At 68.7% G+C, this 15,074-nt stretch carries 10 protein-coding genes; 6 read left to right on the forward strand and 4 right to left on the reverse strand.

Annotated elements, in window-relative coordinates; translation table 11 throughout:
- Positions 1-161: 161 nt before the first annotated feature.
- A complete protein-coding gene (locus PWS46_RS03665) occupies positions 162-812 on the reverse strand; it encodes a DUF882 domain-containing protein (protein WP_434618203.1) in 651 nt (216 codons plus the stop codon).
- Between the two features lie 560 nt (positions 813-1,372).
- Between PWS46_RS03665 and PWS46_RS03670 the strand changes: the two genes are divergently transcribed.
- On the forward strand, positions 1,373-2,677 hold the full coding sequence (locus PWS46_RS03670) for a pentapeptide repeat-containing protein (RefSeq protein ID WP_434618206.1): 1,305 nt from the start codon (positions 1,373-1,375) through the stop codon (positions 2,675-2,677).
- A gap of 25 nt (positions 2,678-2,702) precedes the next feature.
- On the opposite strand, the gene PWS46_RS03675 is transcribed toward PWS46_RS03670, so the two are convergent.
- The 3 genes from PWS46_RS03675 to PWS46_RS03685 form a co-directional block, all read right to left on the reverse strand.
- The gene (locus tag PWS46_RS03675) at positions 2,703-4,409 is read right to left on the reverse strand and encodes a sensor histidine kinase (protein WP_434618209.1); all 1,707 of its coding nucleotides are present in this window, start codon (positions 4,407-4,409) and stop codon (positions 2,703-2,705) included.
- 148 nt (positions 4,410-4,557) lie between these two features.
- Positions 4,558-5,154, reverse strand: a complete 597-nt coding sequence (locus PWS46_RS03680; RefSeq protein ID WP_434618212.1) for a response regulator transcription factor — start codon at positions 5,152-5,154, stop codon at positions 4,558-4,560.
- Entirely contained in the window at positions 5,151-7,331 is a 2,181-nt protein-coding gene (locus tag PWS46_RS03685; protein ID WP_434618215.1) for a sensor histidine kinase, read from the reverse strand. The genes PWS46_RS03680 and PWS46_RS03685 overlap by 4 nt, the downstream gene beginning before the upstream one ends.
- A gap of 177 nt (positions 7,332-7,508) precedes the next feature.
- Between PWS46_RS03685 and PWS46_RS03690 the strand changes: the two genes are divergently transcribed.
- The 5 genes from PWS46_RS03690 (at position 7,509) to recJ (ending at position 14,985) form a co-directional block, all read left to right on the forward strand.
- On the forward strand, positions 7,509-8,531 hold the full coding sequence (locus tag PWS46_RS03690; RefSeq protein WP_434618218.1) for a TRAP transporter substrate-binding protein: 1,023 nt from the start codon (positions 7,509-7,511) through the stop codon (positions 8,529-8,531).
- A 312-nt stretch (positions 8,532-8,843) separates the two neighbouring features.
- On the forward strand, positions 8,844-9,413 hold the full coding sequence (locus PWS46_RS03695) for a TRAP transporter small permease (protein ID WP_434618221.1): 570 nt from the start codon (positions 8,844-8,846) through the stop codon (positions 9,411-9,413).
- Positions 9,410-10,708, forward strand: coding sequence for a TRAP transporter large permease (locus PWS46_RS03700; RefSeq protein WP_434618224.1), 1,299 nt, complete (start codon positions 9,410-9,412; stop codon positions 10,706-10,708). Before PWS46_RS03695 ends, PWS46_RS03700 begins: the two co-directional genes overlap by 4 nt.
- A gap of 205 nt (positions 10,709-10,913) precedes the next feature.
- The gene (locus tag PWS46_RS03705; RefSeq protein ID WP_434618227.1) at positions 10,914-12,965 is read left to right on the forward strand and encodes a molybdopterin oxidoreductase family protein; all 2,052 of its coding nucleotides are present in this window, start codon (positions 10,914-10,916) and stop codon (positions 12,963-12,965) included.
- A 223-nt stretch (positions 12,966-13,188) separates the two neighbouring features.
- Entirely contained in the window at positions 13,189-14,985 is a 1,797-nt protein-coding gene (recJ, locus tag PWS46_RS03710) for a single-stranded-DNA-specific exonuclease RecJ (RefSeq protein ID WP_434618230.1), read from the forward strand.
- The last annotated feature ends 89 nt before the right edge of the window (positions 14,986-15,074 follow it).

Consider the following 15,074-nt stretch of genomic DNA (forward strand, 5'->3'; position numbering starts at 1 on the left):
GTCAGAAGAGGGACGCCGCCGCTGCCTCCCTGGGCGGGAGGAACGGGAAGCGAGCCGAAAATGACTGTGGCGCCGAAGCCCGTCCGGACTTGGCGCCACATCGTACCGAATGTCTGAAGGACGGGTTATGCCGGACCACGCTGCATCCGCGGTCCAGCCGCTCACCAGTGGCGCAGCGGCCCCACATCGACATGGACGAAGTTGCTGTCGGGGTAATAGCCGACACCGCCGCCGCGCAGGCTCAGCGCCGCCCGCTGCAGATGGCGGGTCGACATGTTCGGCACCCGCAGGTCGATGGCCATGCCGCGCATGTGATAGCTGTTCTGGGCGACGCCGCTGTGGTCGGCCTCGCGCAGCATCGCGTTGGTCTCCGGCGAGCGGTAGCCGGACACGATCTCGATCGGGCCGCGGCGGCCGATCTTGCGGCTCAGCGAATGGACCAGATCCAGCAGCTTCGGGTCGATGGCGTGCACCGCGTTGTTGCGGTGGTCGCGCAGCAGATGGTTGACCGCCCGCATGGCGTCGCGCACGTAGCGGCCCCTAGACCAATATTCGGCGTGGAGCTTTTCGCCGGTGTGCAGGTTCACCAGGGTCAGCACCCGCGGCGGGGCGCGCAGGGCGGCGGCCTCGGCCTCTTCGCTGCTGAACAGGGTTCCCCCGGCCGAGGCCGCCGCCGCCAGACCCAGGCCGGCGCGCAGAAGATGGCGGCGATCGAGATGGCAGCGATCAAGATGATGGCGTTCGGTGGCGTGGCTCTCGCCAGCGCTCGGGCGTGCGGTCGTGATCGACCGGGCGTCCGCATCCTTCATCATTCGTCCTTCATATCCCGTTTTTCCGCTCCGGCACCCGGGATCCGTCTTCTGGAGCCCATCGTTCCGGTTACGGCCTAAGTCGCGCCCTGGCCAAGGTCGAGGCGCGCTGCGGTGCGTTATTCCGAAAGGTGGGACACTTTTAGGATGTCCGTGGCCTTTTCTGTCAAGAAACCATTGCTTAACCGATGCCGGTTTTTCGGTGACTCCAGGGTTTCCGCCGACCAGGCCGCCCGCGGTCCCGCCGGCCGAGTCGACGCTGTTCGCGACTCGTTCGCAGCTGGTTCGATTACAGAACCGTAACGTGCGCGACTCGGGCCCATTGCCGTACCATCATCGGCGGAAGCGGGGGCGGGCCTATGGCCGCGCCTATGGCCAAGCCCCTGTTTTCCATATTCATCCCGCGGGATCCTGCCGCCGCATCTGCGGGTAGCGATACCGGCGGGCAGCCGAAACGCATCCCCCGAAAGGGAGTGCGCAAAAGGGGGATTCATTCAGCCTTCGGTAAGGAATGAATCGCATGATTGGCGCGATGTAACCAATTTCACGGCGACAACTTGTCCGTGCCAGCCACCACACCGACCGCCACCACCGTGTCCTTCTTCCGGCCCGACCAACTGGCCGAGGTGCTGGACCGGCATGCCCGCTGGATCAAGGGCCAGCCGGGCGGTGCCCGCGCCAACCTCGCCATGGCCGACCTGGAGGGTGCGGACCTGTCGCAGCGCGACCTGCGCGGCGCCCGTCTGGTCGGCGCGCGGCTGGCGCGCGGGCGGCTGAACGGAACCAATCTGGCGGGCGCCGACCTGTTCGGCGTCGACCTGCGCGACGCGGACATCAGCCGCGCCAACCTGATGCAGACCGACCTGCGCGGGGCGCGGCTGCGCGCGGCCGACTTCTCCGACGCCAACCTGAAGGGCGCCGACCTGCGCGCCGGCACGCTGGAGCCGGGCGGCACCGCACGGCGCGGCGCCGGACCCGATGCGCAGGATGCCGAAAGCGCCCGCCAGATCCACAAGGCCGCCCTGGCCCGCCTGCAGAACGGCCTGACGGCGGAAGGCGGCATTCCCACCGACCTGACCGGCGCGGTGCTGCGCGGCGCCAATCTGGCGGATGCCGACCTGTCGGGCGCGGTGCTGCAGAACGCCGACCTGTCCGGGGCGGTGCTGAACGGGGCGGACCTGACGGGGGCGCGGCTGAACGGCGCCAACCTGTCGGGCGCGGCGCTGGACGGCACCCGTTTCGACAAGGCCGACATGGTCGGCACGCGGATGGCCGACTGCGACCTGTCCTCCACCCGGATCGCCACCGCGCAGATGACCCGCCCCATCGACAGCATGGGGTCGGAGATCCAGCGCGCCATCTTCGACCATGAACGCTGGATCGACAGCTTCGGCCAGCGCGGCCAGCGGGCCGATCTGGACGGCACCGACCTCAGCCGCGCCGATCTGCGCAACGTCAACCTCAGCGCCGCAAGCCTGCGCGGGGCGAACCTGTCGGCGGCGGCGCTGACCGGCGCCCGGCTTATGATGACCGACCTGTCCGGCGCCAATCTGGAGGGCGCCAACCTGATGGGCGCCGACCTGTCCGGCGCCAACCTCAGCTATGCCGTGCTGACCGGTGCCGACCTGACGCGGGTGCGGCTGGGTCCGGCGGCGATCAAGGATCCCTCCGGCCGCCCCACCGGCCGTTCCTGGGCCGCCAACCTGATGGGGGCCGACCTGCGCGGTGCCCTGATGGTCGGCACCTGCCTGGTGCAGGCCAACCTGTCCGACGCGAACCTCGACAGCGCCGACATGGACGGCGCCGACCTTGCCGGCGCCAAGCTGCAGCGCGCGATGCTTCCCGGACGCCCGCCCCGCCGGGGCTGAGGCAATCCCCTACGGCAGCCTGCCCTTACGGCAGCCTGATGGTCACCGCGGTGCCGACGCCGGGGGTGCTGTCCAGGGTCAGGGTGCCGCCGTGGGCCTCGACGAAGCGGCGGGCCAGCGGCAGGCCCAGTCCGGTCCCGGCCTCCGCCTTGGTCAGGTAGTTGTGGACCTGACGGAACGGCTCCATCGCGATCAGCATCTCGTCCGCGGTCATGCCGACGCCGGTGTCGGCGATCACGATGACCGCACCCTGGCCACCAATGCCCGGGGCCGCCTCCACCCGCACGGCGCCGCCGGGCGGGGTGAACTTGATGGCGTTGGACAGGACGTTCAGCACCGCCTGACGCATGCGGACGCCGTCCACCGTGACCCGAAGATTCTTCGCGATGGCGCCGCCGGTCAGGGTCACGCCCTTGCGCAGGGCCAGCGCCTCCACCAGCCCCAGGCAGTCCTCCAGCAGCTCGTCCAGCGCGACGTTGGTAGGGAACAGCTCCAGCCGGCCAGCCTCGATCTTCGCCATGTCCAGCAATTCGTTGACGAGGTCCAGCAGGTGGCGGCCGGACTGGTGGATCGCGGACAGATATTCGACATGCTTGGGCGGGGCGGCGCCGAAGATGCCGGACATCAGCGCTTCGGCAAAGCCGATGATGGCGTTCAGCGGCGTGCGCAGCTCGTGGCTCATGTTGGCCAGGAAGTCGCTCTTGGCCCGGTTGGCCGCCTCGGCATGTTCCTTCTCCGATTCCAGCCGGCGGCGCTGTTCGATCAGCACCGCCTCGCGGGCGCGGCGCACCTCCTCCTCGGCGCTGCGGCGGCGGCGGTAGGCGCGCGACACCAGCAGCGCCAGCATCAGCGTCGCCGCGCAGGCAAGGACGCCGCCGCCGACCACCGTCATCCGGGTGGCGTTCAGCTTTCGCTGCACGAGGTCGGAGGGCACGCCCAGCACCACCGACCAGCCGGTTTCCTGCGAGCGGTGGATGACGGCATGGACGTCCACCCCATCCCTGGTCCGGGCGGTGAACATGCGGTTGCTGCCGGTCCGGATCCGCGCCTCCAGCGCTGCATAGACCTTCTGGCCCAGAAATGCCGCGGCATTGTGGGAGCGGGCGGCGATCAGCATGGTCGGGTCGATGACCGTCACCGTCCATCCCGGCGGGGTATCGCGGGTCCGCAGCGCGCCGCTTATCCCCTCCAGCCCGAGGGCGAGCGACAGGACATAGCGCACACGGTCGCTCTGGCCCACCGGGTCGTACTGCATGATCGGCGCGCGCAGGATCAGCGACGGCCGGCCCGGCGGCCCGCCGGGCGGTAGCACGCCGCCGATCACCGCCCGGCGGCTTTCGATCACATGGCGGGTGACCTCGTCCAGCCGCGGCGACGGCAGCGGCTGGACCCCCAGCGGGTAATGGGTGTGGAAGACGAAGCGGCCGGTGTCGGCGTCGATCAGCCCCATCGCCAGCCAGCCCGGCTGGCTGTGGCTGGCGGTGGTCGTCTCATGGTACAGGGTCGGCAGATCGGCGACATTGGGCTGCAGCAGCGATGCCAGCAGTTCCAGCGGCCGCAGCTGGCTCGCCAGTTCGCGGTCGACCGCCAGCGACAGCGACTGCGCCACCGATTGCAGCGCGTCCTCCGTCTCCGCCCGCTCGCGCGTGTCCAACTGCCAGACCAGAACGGCACCGAACAGCAGAAGCGGCGCGATCACGGCAAGGCCGATGGCCAAAAAAGAACTGGGCAACCGAATACGCAACCGCCGATGCTCCGAACCTCTGGGAAAAACCACCGGGGTGGCAGGGCAGAGTAGTACGCGATCCGCACCGACTCCAGTGACGTCCGCCGTTCTCGCGGGTTTCCCCTGATAGGGCTCCGCCTTCAAGAGGCGCGGATCAGGGCGCGCCGGTCAGCAGCCGGGTCAGTTCGACCGCCGTCTTTACCCGCATCTTCTCGAACACATGGCTGCGGTGGACCTCCACCGTCCGCATGCTGATGCCCAACTCGTCGGCGATGACCTTGTTCAGCCGTCCGGCGACGACCAGTTCCATCACCTGCCGCTCGCGCTGGGTCAGGGTGGCCAGCCGGGCCGCCAGCCCCGCCTGTCCCGCCTCGCGCTCGCGCTGTTCGGCGTCGAAGGCCAGCGCGTCGATCACCCGGTCCACCAGTTCATTGTCGTTGAAGGGCTTCTCGACGAAATCGCGGGCCCCCTTCTTCAGGGCGCCGACGGCGATGGGCACGTCGCCGTGGCCGGTCAGGAAGATCACCGGCATGCGGCAGCCCTTGGCGAGCAGCCGGTCGAACAGCTCCAGCCCGCTCATCCCCTCCATGCGGATGTCCAGCAGCAGGCAGCCGGCGGTGTCCGGCCGCCATGCCTCCAGGAAAGCCTCGGCGGACGGCCAGCCCGCCACCGGGACGTTGCGCGACTGGAACAGCCAGCCGAGCGCGTCGCGGATGGCCTCGTCGTCGTCGACGATGTGGAGCGTGGTCATTCGGCGGCCTCGGCAGTGTGATCGGGGGCAGTGTGATCGGAAGTGTGATCTGGAAGACGGCCTGGGGCCGCCTGGGCATGAACGGGCAGGGTGAACAGGAAGCGCGCGCCGGCGGGAACCGCCTCCGGGCCGTCCCCGACCGTCACCGCCTCGAACCACAGCCGGCCGCGGTGGTGCTCGACGATGGAGCGGCAGATGTTCAGGCCCATGCCCATACCTTCGCGCTTGGTGGTGAAGAAAGGGGAAAAGAGCCGGTCGGCGACATCCGGCGCGATTCCACAGCCATGATCGCGGATCTCCGTCAGCAGCACGCGGCCTTCGCCGGCCCCGGCCTGTTCGCAATCGTCGCCGCCGTCATCGCCGCCGGCCAGACGGACGGTGACGGTCAGGCGGCGGTCGGCGCGCGGGGTGCGGGCCATCGCCTCGATCCCGTTGCGCATCAGGTTCAGCACCACCTGCTGCAGCAGGATGCGGTCGCCGGTGACCGGCGGCAGGTCGGCCGGGGCGTCCAGCTCCACCCGCACGCCCAGCCGCGCGGCGTCGCTGCCGGCCAGCCCGACGCAATCCTCCAGCACGCGGGCGAGCGAGCAGGGGGCGACCTTCGGATCGCGCTTGCGCACGAAATCATGGATGCGCCGCACCACCAGTCCTGCGCGCTTGGCCTGGGCCGCCAGCTTCTCCAGCGCCGCCGCCACCTCTTGCGTGTCGCAGCGGTCGGAGCGCAGGCGGTTGAGACAGCCGGTGCAATAGCTGGCGATGGCCGACAGCGGCTGGTTCAGCTCATGCGCCAGGGTCGAGGCCATCTCGCCCATGGTGATCAGGCGCGAGGTCTGCTGCAGCCGTTCCTGCTGCTGGCGGGCCATCTCCTCGGCGCGCTTGCGCTCGGTGATGTCGAGGACGGAGCCCATCCAGCCGGTCTGGCGCCCGTTGGCGTCGATCAGCGGCGCCTCGTAGATCAGGGCGTCGAAGCGCTCGCCGTTGGGGCGCTGGAACCGCATCTCCAGCCCGTTTTCCGGCGCCCGGCCGGCCAGCACGTCCTGGAAGGCGGCCTCGGCCCGGTCGATCTCCTCCGGCAGCCAATAAGGCGCCGGCGGGCCGCGTCCGATCAGATCCGCAGCCTCCAGCCCGACCATCTTGCAGAAGGCCGGATTGACGTAGGTGATGCGCCCCTCCAGATCGCGGGCGCGCATGCCCACGGTCAGGCTGTCCTCCATCGCCTTGCGGAAGGCGTGCTCCTCGCGCAGGGCCTCCTCGGCGCGCAGGCGGCCGGCGATGTGGCGGCGCAGCGACCACAGGCTCCACAGTGCCGATCCGGTCAGCGCGAAGATCGCCGCCACCAGCACCGTGCGCATGACGTTCGAATCGCTGGGGTAGGCGGTGGCGACCAGCGCCAGCCCGTGGCCGGGCGGGTCGAACGGGATGACGTGGCTGCGCGCCGGGTCCGGGGCCGGGCCGGCCATCGACCCCGGCACCGACATGCGCGACTTCGACCCCAGCACCGTGCCCCGCGCGTCGATCACTTCCAACTGGTAGCGCTGGGCGAACCACCAGGGGACATGGTGGGTCAGCATCGCCTCGAACGAGAAGACGCCGACCAGAGCGCCCACGAACTTGCCGTCGCGGAACAGCGGGAAGGCGACGTCGAAGCCATGGTTGCCGGCATCGACCCGATAGGGCGCGCTGTGGGCGCGCAGACCGGAGGACCGGGCGATGCGCACGGCGTCGGTGCGGCTCAGCCCGCCGAGCCGGCTGTCGTCCCCGTCTGCAATATCCCCATTCGCCGCGCCGCTCCCCGGCAGCGGTGGCTCGGCCAGTTGAGTGCGCCCCTGGGTGTCCAGCCACAGCACCCGCTCGATCGCCGGGTTGGTGTTCACCACCAGCCGCGCCATTGCGGCGAACTGCCGCATGTCCACCTCGGTGCGTCCCAGCGTCTCCGCCAGCCTTTCCAGCTTGTCCTCGTCGGAGGCGAGCTGGAAATGCAGGTTCTGCTCGACCCACAGCGCGTCCTTGATCAGCGCCAGCGCCTCCTCGTCGCGCTCGTTGCGCTGAAGAAGCCAGAGGAAGGCGCCCAGCAGCACCACGACCAGCACCATCGCCACCACCGGCATGGCATGCGGCACCGCCCGCCCGATACGGGCGATGGCGGGGGAGGGGGTGGTGCGGAGCGGGTTCGACATTGGAATGGACACGAAAGTGTGGCGGCGGGGGATGGCGGGACCGGACGAAAGTGGGATAGGCCGACTCTGCGGATATCCACAATAGCCGCAATTCGTCCGATCATGAACAATGCGCAACAAGTACGGGGCGGAACATTCAGCCCTGTCGACAATCAACACCGGAAGGGGGACGCACCCATGAAACTCGTGAAGCTCCTGTGCGCGGCTGCGGTCGGCTGCATGATGGCGGCGCCGATGGCCATTTCGACGGCCTGGGCCCAGGACCAGATCGTCATCAAGTTCAGCCACGTCGTCGCGCCGGAGACGCCGAAGGGCAAGGGTGCCGAGAAGTTCAAGGAACTGGCCGAGAAGCTGACGGCCGGCAAGGTGAAGGTCGAGGTCTATCCGAACAGCCAGCTCTACAAGGACAAGGAAGAGCTTGAGGCGCTGCAGCTGGGCGCCGTGCAGATGCTGGCCCCGTCGCTGGCCAAGTTCGGCCCGCTGGGCGCCAAGGAATTCGAGGTCTTCGACCTGCCCTACATCTTCCCGAACAAGGAAGTCCTGCAGCGCGTCACCAAGGGCGAGATCGGCAAGAAGCTGTTCAAGAAGCTGGAGTCCAAGGGCATCATCGGCCTCGCCTATTGGGACAACGGCTTCAAGATCATGAGCGCCAACAAGCCGCTGATCATGCCCGACGACGTGAAGGGCCTGAAGATGCGCATTCAGTCGTCCAAGGTCCTGGACGCCCAGATGCGCGCTCTCGGCGCCCTGCCGCAGGTGATGGCCTTCTCCGAGGTGTATCAGGCGCTGCAGACCGGCGTCGTCGACGGCACCGAGAACCCGCCGTCGAACATGTACACCCAGAAGATGCACGAGGTGCAGAAGAACGCCACGCTGACCGAGCACGGCTATCTCGGCTATGCGGTCATCGTGAACAAGAAGTTCTGGGAAGGCCTGCCGGCCGATGTCCGCACCCAGCTGGAAGAAGCGATGAAGGAGGCGACCGACTACGCCAACGACATCGCCCAGCATGAGAACGACGTGGCGCTGGCCCAGATGAAGGCGTCGGGCAAGACCGATTTCCACACCCAGACCAAGGCCGAGCGCGAGGCCTGGATGAAGGCGCTGAAGCCGGTCCACAAGGAAGCCGAATCCCGCGTCGGCAAGGACCTGATCGAAGCGATCTACAAGGAAGCCGAAGCCGCCGGCTTCAAGATGTGATTTGAGGCGTTAGGCTGTGTCCCCTCTCCCCCCTGGGGAGAGGGTTAGGGTGAGGGGGTAGCACAGGCGTGAGCCTGTGCCAGGGGATTGCCAAGGGGCAGTATGCCCCTTGGCGGCGCGCTGATCGCGCGCCGGCCCCCTCACCCTCCCCACCGCTTTGCGGCGGGTCCCCTCCCTCTCCCCGGGGGAGAGAGGGCCGGCCGCATTCGTCAGTCACTGCTGATGGATATGTCGGTTTCCCGGTCCCGAGAGCGGAAGTGGGACCGACACGGAAAACCAGACTACCTCCGCCGACCGGGAGATCCCCCCGACATGCTCATGAAACTGCTCGACCGCCTCGAGGAGACGCTGATCGCCTCGCTGATGGCGGTGGCGACGCTCGTCATCTTCGCGGCCGTCCTTCACCGTTATCTTTCCGGCGTGCCCTACATCCAGGACTACGTCATCCACTGGAATCTGGCCTGGGCCCAGGAACTGTGCATCTACCTGTTCGTGTGGATGGCCAAGTTCGGCGCGGCCTATGGCGTGCGGACCGGCATCCATGTCGGGGTGGACGTGGTGATCAACCGGCTGCGGCCGGACATCCGCGGCCGCTTCGTCATCTTCGGCCTGATGGCCGGCGCCCTGTTCACCGGCGTCGTCGGCACGCTGGGCGCCACCTTCGTCTACCACATGTCGGAGACGGAGCAGGTGTCGGCCGATCTGGAATGGCCGATGTGGATCATCTATCTGGCGATCCCGCTCGGCTCCTACCTGATGTGCTTCCGCTTCCTTCAGGTCGCCTGGACCTTCATCCGGACCGGCGAACTGCCCCACCACGATCATGCCCAGGTCGACGGCATCGACCCGGTCGAAGCCGCCAATGAAGGAGGCCCGGCGTGAACGCGCTCATCATCTTCGGACTGCTGCTGACGCTGATGCTCACCGGCATGCCGATCTCCATCTCGCTCGGCCTGACGGTTCTGACCTTCCTGTTCACGATGACCGACGTGCCGATCGCGGCGGTGGCGCTGAAGCTGTTCACGGGCATCGAGAAGTTCGAGATCATGGCGATCCCGTTCTTCATCCTGGCCGGCAACTTCCTGACCCACGGCGGCGTCGCCCGGCGCATGATCAACTTCGCCACCTCGATGGTCGGGCACTGGCACGGCGGCCTCGGACTGGCCGGCGTTCTCGCCTGCGCCCTGTTCGCGGCGGTGTCGGGTTCCAGCCCGGCGACGGTGGTGGCCATCGGCTCCATCATCCTGCCGGCGATGATCGCCCAGGGCTTCCCGAAGAATTTCGGCGCCGGCATCGTCACCACCTCCGGCGCGCTCGGCATCCTGATCCCGCCGTCGATCGTGATGGTGATGTATTGCGTCGCCACCACCGGCCATCCGCAGGCGCCGTCCATCGGCCAGATGTTCCTGGCCGGCGTGGTGCCGGGCCTGATGCTGGCCGGCTTCCTCGGCTTCACCACCTGGTTCCGCGCCCGCAAGTTCGGCTATCCCCGCCTGCCCAAGGCGTCGGCCGCCCAGCGCTGGCACGCCTTCCGTGAAAGCTTCTGGGGCCTGCTGCTGATCGTCGTCGTGATGGGCGGCATCTACACCGGCGTGTTCACCCCGACGGAAGCGGCGGCGATGGCGGCGGTCTATGCCTTCGTCGTGGCGGTGTTCGTCTACCGCGACATGCCGCTCCGCCGGGTGCCGAAGGTGCTGCTGGACAGCGCCAGCATGTCGGCGATGCTGCTCTACATCATCACCAACGCCGTCCTCTTCTCCTTCGTCATGACGTCGGAGCAGATCCCGCAGTCGATGGCGGCCTGGATCCAGAGCCAGCATCTGGGGGTGTGGGTCTTCCTGCTGGTGGTGAACATCGTGCTGCTGGCCGCCGGCAACTTCATGGAGCCGTCGTCCATCGTCCTGATCATGGCGCCGATCCTCTTCCCGGTGGCGATGTCGCTGGGCATCGACCCGGTCCATTTCGGCATCCTGATCATCGTGAACATGGAGGTCGGCATGTGCCACCCGCCGGTGGGCCTCAACCTCTACGTCGCATCGGGCATCACCAAGATGGGCATCACCGAACTGACGGTGGCGGTGTGGCCGTGGCTGCTGACGATGCTGATCTTCCTCGGCCTCGTCACCTATGTGCCGGCGATCTCGCTGTGGTTCCCGCGCATGATCGGGGCGATGTAGAAAAGCCGGGCGTAAAGCCACAGATCGTCAGGGGATTTTCTCGCTGAGTCGGCAAGGGCCGCGAAGTCCGGAACGGGATTTCGCGGCCCTTTCGCGTATCCGGACCTTCATTATTGTCTCCATTACATTGTTGTGCATTGAAGCGGGCGCGCGGCCGGGCCTAAACTTCGCGCATTCCCGCCGCCAGCCAGACCAGAGGTTAGCCTTGCCGGCCCAGTTCCTCCCCACCGCCTGTCCGCACGACTGCCCCAGCACCTGCGCCCTGGAGGTGGAGCGTCTCGCCCCCGACCGCATCGGCAAGGTGCGCGGCGCGGCGGAGAACAGCTACACCGCCGGCGTCATCTGCGCGAAGGTCAGCCGCTATGCCGAGCGGGTGCATTCCCCCGACCGGCTGAAGACGCCCCTGCTGCGCAGCGGCGCCAAGGGCTCCGGCCAGTGGAAGCCGATCGGCTGGGACGAGGCGCTGGACCGCATCGCCGACTCCTTCCTGACCGCCGAGCGCACCCACGGCCCGGAAGCGGTGTGGCCCTATTTCTACGCCGGCACCATGGGTCTGGTGCAGCGTGGCGCCATCCAGCGCCTGCGCCATGCCAAGGGCTATTCGCGCCAGACCAGCACGGTGTGCGACACGCCGGCCAACATGGGCTGGCTCGCCGGCTATGGCGATATCCGCGGCGCCGACCCGCGCGAGATGGCGGAGAGCGACCTGATCGTCAACTGGGGCGGCAACCCGGTGGCGACCCAGGTCAACGTGATGACCCATGTCAGCCGCGCCCGGAAGGGCCGCGGCGCCAAGCTGGTCACCATCGACCCCTACCGCACCGGCACCGCCGAGGTGTCGGACCTGCACCTGATGCTGCGGCCGGGCACCGACGGGGCGCTGGCCTGCGCGGTGATGCATGTGCTGTTCCGCGACGGCCATGCCGACCGCGCCTATCTGGACCGCCTCGCCGCCGGCACCGACCGGCTGGAGGCGCATCTCGCCACCCGCACGCCCGAATGGGCGGCGGCCATCACCGGCCTGACGGTGGCGGAGATCGAGGAGTTCGCCCGCCTCTACGGCACCACCAAGCGGTCCTACCTGCGCGTCGGCTACGGCCTGTCGCGCGCCCACAACGGCGCGGCGCAGGTCCATGCCGTATCCTGCCTGCCGGTCGTCACCGGCGCATGGCAGCACAAGGGCGGCGGCGCGCTCTACTGTTCGTCCGGCATCTTCAAGCTGGACAAGACCCTGTCGGAGGGACTGGACCGCCTCGACACGTCCGTCCGCAGCTTCGACCAGTCACGCATCGGCGCAGTACTGACCGGCGACCCGCGCGACCTGACCAGCGGCCCGCCGGTGACGGCGATGCTGATCCAGAACACCAACCCGGTGACGATCTGCCCGGATTCCAACCGCGTCCGCCAGGGCTTCCTGCGCGAGGATCTGTTCGTCGCGGTGCATGAGCAGTTCATGACCGACACGGCCAAGCTGGCCGATCTGGTGATCCCCGCCACCACTTTCCTGGAGCATGACGACATCTACCGCGGCGGCGGCCAGATGCACATCCTGATCGGCCGCAAGGTGATCGAACCGCAGTTCGAGGCGCGCGAGAACCACTGGGTCATCTCTGAAGTCGCCCGCCGCGTCGGCGCCGAGCATCCCGGGTTCGGCATGACCGCGCTTGAGATCATCGACGCCATGCTGACGGCCTCCAACCTCGGCGACGCCGCGACACTGACCGAACAGCGCTGGATCGACGCCCAGCCCGATTTCGAGACCTCTCACTTCCTCAACGGCTTCGCCCACCCCGACGACAAATTCCGCTTCGCCCCCGACTGGGCGGCGCTCGGTCCCTATGGCGGCATGCCGGAACTGCCCGACCACATGCCCCCCGGCCGCGACGCCGATGCGCAGCACCCGTTCCGTCTGGTCACCGCTCCGGCCCGCCAGTTCCTCAACACCTCCTTCACCGAGACGCTGACCGCCCAGAAGCGCGAAGGCCGTCCGAGTGCCCTGATCCATCCCGAAGACCTGTCCGGTCTGGGCCTCGCCGACGGCGACGCGGTGCGGCTCGGCAACCCGCAGGGCAGCGTGGTTGTCCATGCCAAGCCCTTCGCCGGCGTGCCGCGCGGTGTGGTGATCGTCGAAGGCATCTGGCCCAACAGCGCCTTCGTCGAGGGCATCGGCATCAACAGCCTGACCTCGCCGGAGCCGGTCCCGCCGGCGGGTGGTGCGGCGTTCCACGACACGGCGGTGTGGGTGCGGGCTGCGTAGGTGCGGGTAGCGGTGCCCCCTCCCTAACCCTCCCCCGCTTCACGGGAGAGGGGACTGCCGCCGCTCTGCGACTTACTCCCTCTCCCGCGGAACACGGGGGAGGGTTGGGGTGGGGGCATCGTCAGCCGACGACACCCCACCCCTGTCCACACCCACCCGTGCGCCGCGCGCCCATCTCTGCTATGGCTGTGCCCCCATCCCAGAGAGACCGTGCAGCACCGCCATGACCGAAGCCGCCGCCTTCCTCAACGTCGCCACCTCCCTGTCCGGCAAGCGCTGGCAGGCGCGGCCCTGCGACGAGCGGCAGGCGCAGGCGCTCACCCAGGGGCGTGGGCTGCCGGAGATCGTCGGCCGGGTGCTGGCCGCCCGCGGTGTCACCGACGAGACCTGCGACAGCTTCCTGAACCCGACGCTGAAGGCGCTGCTGCCCGACCCCTCGCGTTTCCGCGACATGAACCCGGCGGCGGAGCGCATCGCCCATGCCATCCGCGACGGCGAGCCGGTGGCGGTCTTCGGCGACTACGATGTCGATGGCGCCACCTCCGCCGCGCTGCTGCGCCGTTTCTTCCGCTCGCTCGGCGCCGACATCCGCGTCTATGTCCCCGACCGTATCACCGAAGGCTACGGCCCCAACGCCGCGGCGCTGCTGCGGCTGAAAGGGGAGGGGGTGCGGCTGGTGGTGACCGTCGATTGCGGGATCTCCGCCTTCGCGGCGCTGGAGGCGGCGGCCGACGCCGGGCTGGAGGTCGTCGTGCTCGACCACCATGCCGCCGAACCGCGCCTGCCGCCCGCCGTCGCCCTGGTCAACCCCAACCGGCTGGACGAGGACGGCGCCTATCGCACGCTCTGCGCCGCCGGCGTCACCTTCATCACCATCGTCGCCGTCAACCGTGCGCTGCGCCAGTCCGGCTTTTACACCGACCGGGCGGAGCCCAACCTGATGGAGTGGCTGGACCTCGTCGCTCTCGGCACGGTGTGCGACGTGGTGCCGCTGACCGGGCTGAATCGCGCGCTGGTGGCGCAGGGGCTGAAGGTGATGGCGCGCCGCGCCAACCCCGGCCTCGCCGCCCTGTCCGATGTTGCGGGCGTGAAGGAGAAGCCCGACGCCTACCACGCCGGCTACGTCCTCGGCCCCCGCGTGAATGCCGGCGGCCGGGTCGGTGCGTCCGACCTCGGCGCCCGCCTGCTCTCCACCGACGACCCCATCGAGGCGATGGAACTCGCCCAGCGGCTGGAAGGTCACAACGCCGAACGCCGCACCATCGAGCAGGCAGTTCTCGACGAGGCGCTGGAGCGCATCGCCGCCGAAGCCGGACGCGAGACCGATCTGGTCTTCGTCACCGGTGTCGGCTGGCATCCCGGCGTCATCGGCATCGTCGCCGCCCGCCTGAAGGAGCGTTACAGCCGCCCGGCCTGTGTCGTCGCCCTGGAGGAAACCGCCGACGGCACCGTCATCGGCAAGGCGTCCGGCCGCTCCGTTCGCGGCGTCGATCTGGGGTCCGCGGTGATCGCCGCCCGGCAGGAGGGGCTGCTGCTGGCCGGCGGCGGCCACCGCATGGCGGCCGGCTTCACCGTGGCCGGCGACAAGATCGACGCGCTGCGCGACTTCCTGCACAGCCGCATATCCGAACAGGTCGCTGCCGCCCCGCTGGTGCCGACGCTGGAACTGGACGGCGCCCTGTCGGTCGGCGGGGCCAGCGTCGGGCTGGTGACGATGCTCGACAAGCTCGGCCCCTACGGCACCGGCAACTCCGAACCGCGCTTCGCCATCGCCGACGCCCGCGTCGTGCGCGCCGACGTGGTGGGCGCCAACCATGTCCGCTGCATCCTGCAGGGCAATGACGGCGCCCGGCTGAAGGCCATCGCCTTCCGTGCGCTCGACAGCGACATGGGCCAAGCCCTGCTGACCGGCCGAGGCACGCCCTTCCACCTCGCAGGCGTGCTGCGCATCGACCGCTGGAACGGGTCCGAGGGCGTGCAGCTGCTGATCGACGATGCCGCCCCGGCGCGCTCCGCCTGAGCGCTCGCAGGACGCCGGGCGGGCAGGGCGCAAAAAAGTATCGGAGGATGCGAAAAAGCGCTTGCGCTCGACGCCTTCGATCTTTAGAA

This window comes from Azospirillum sp. B2RO_4 (assembly GCF_051124815.1).
GTDB lineage: Bacteria > Pseudomonadota > Alphaproteobacteria > Azospirillales > Azospirillaceae > Azospirillum.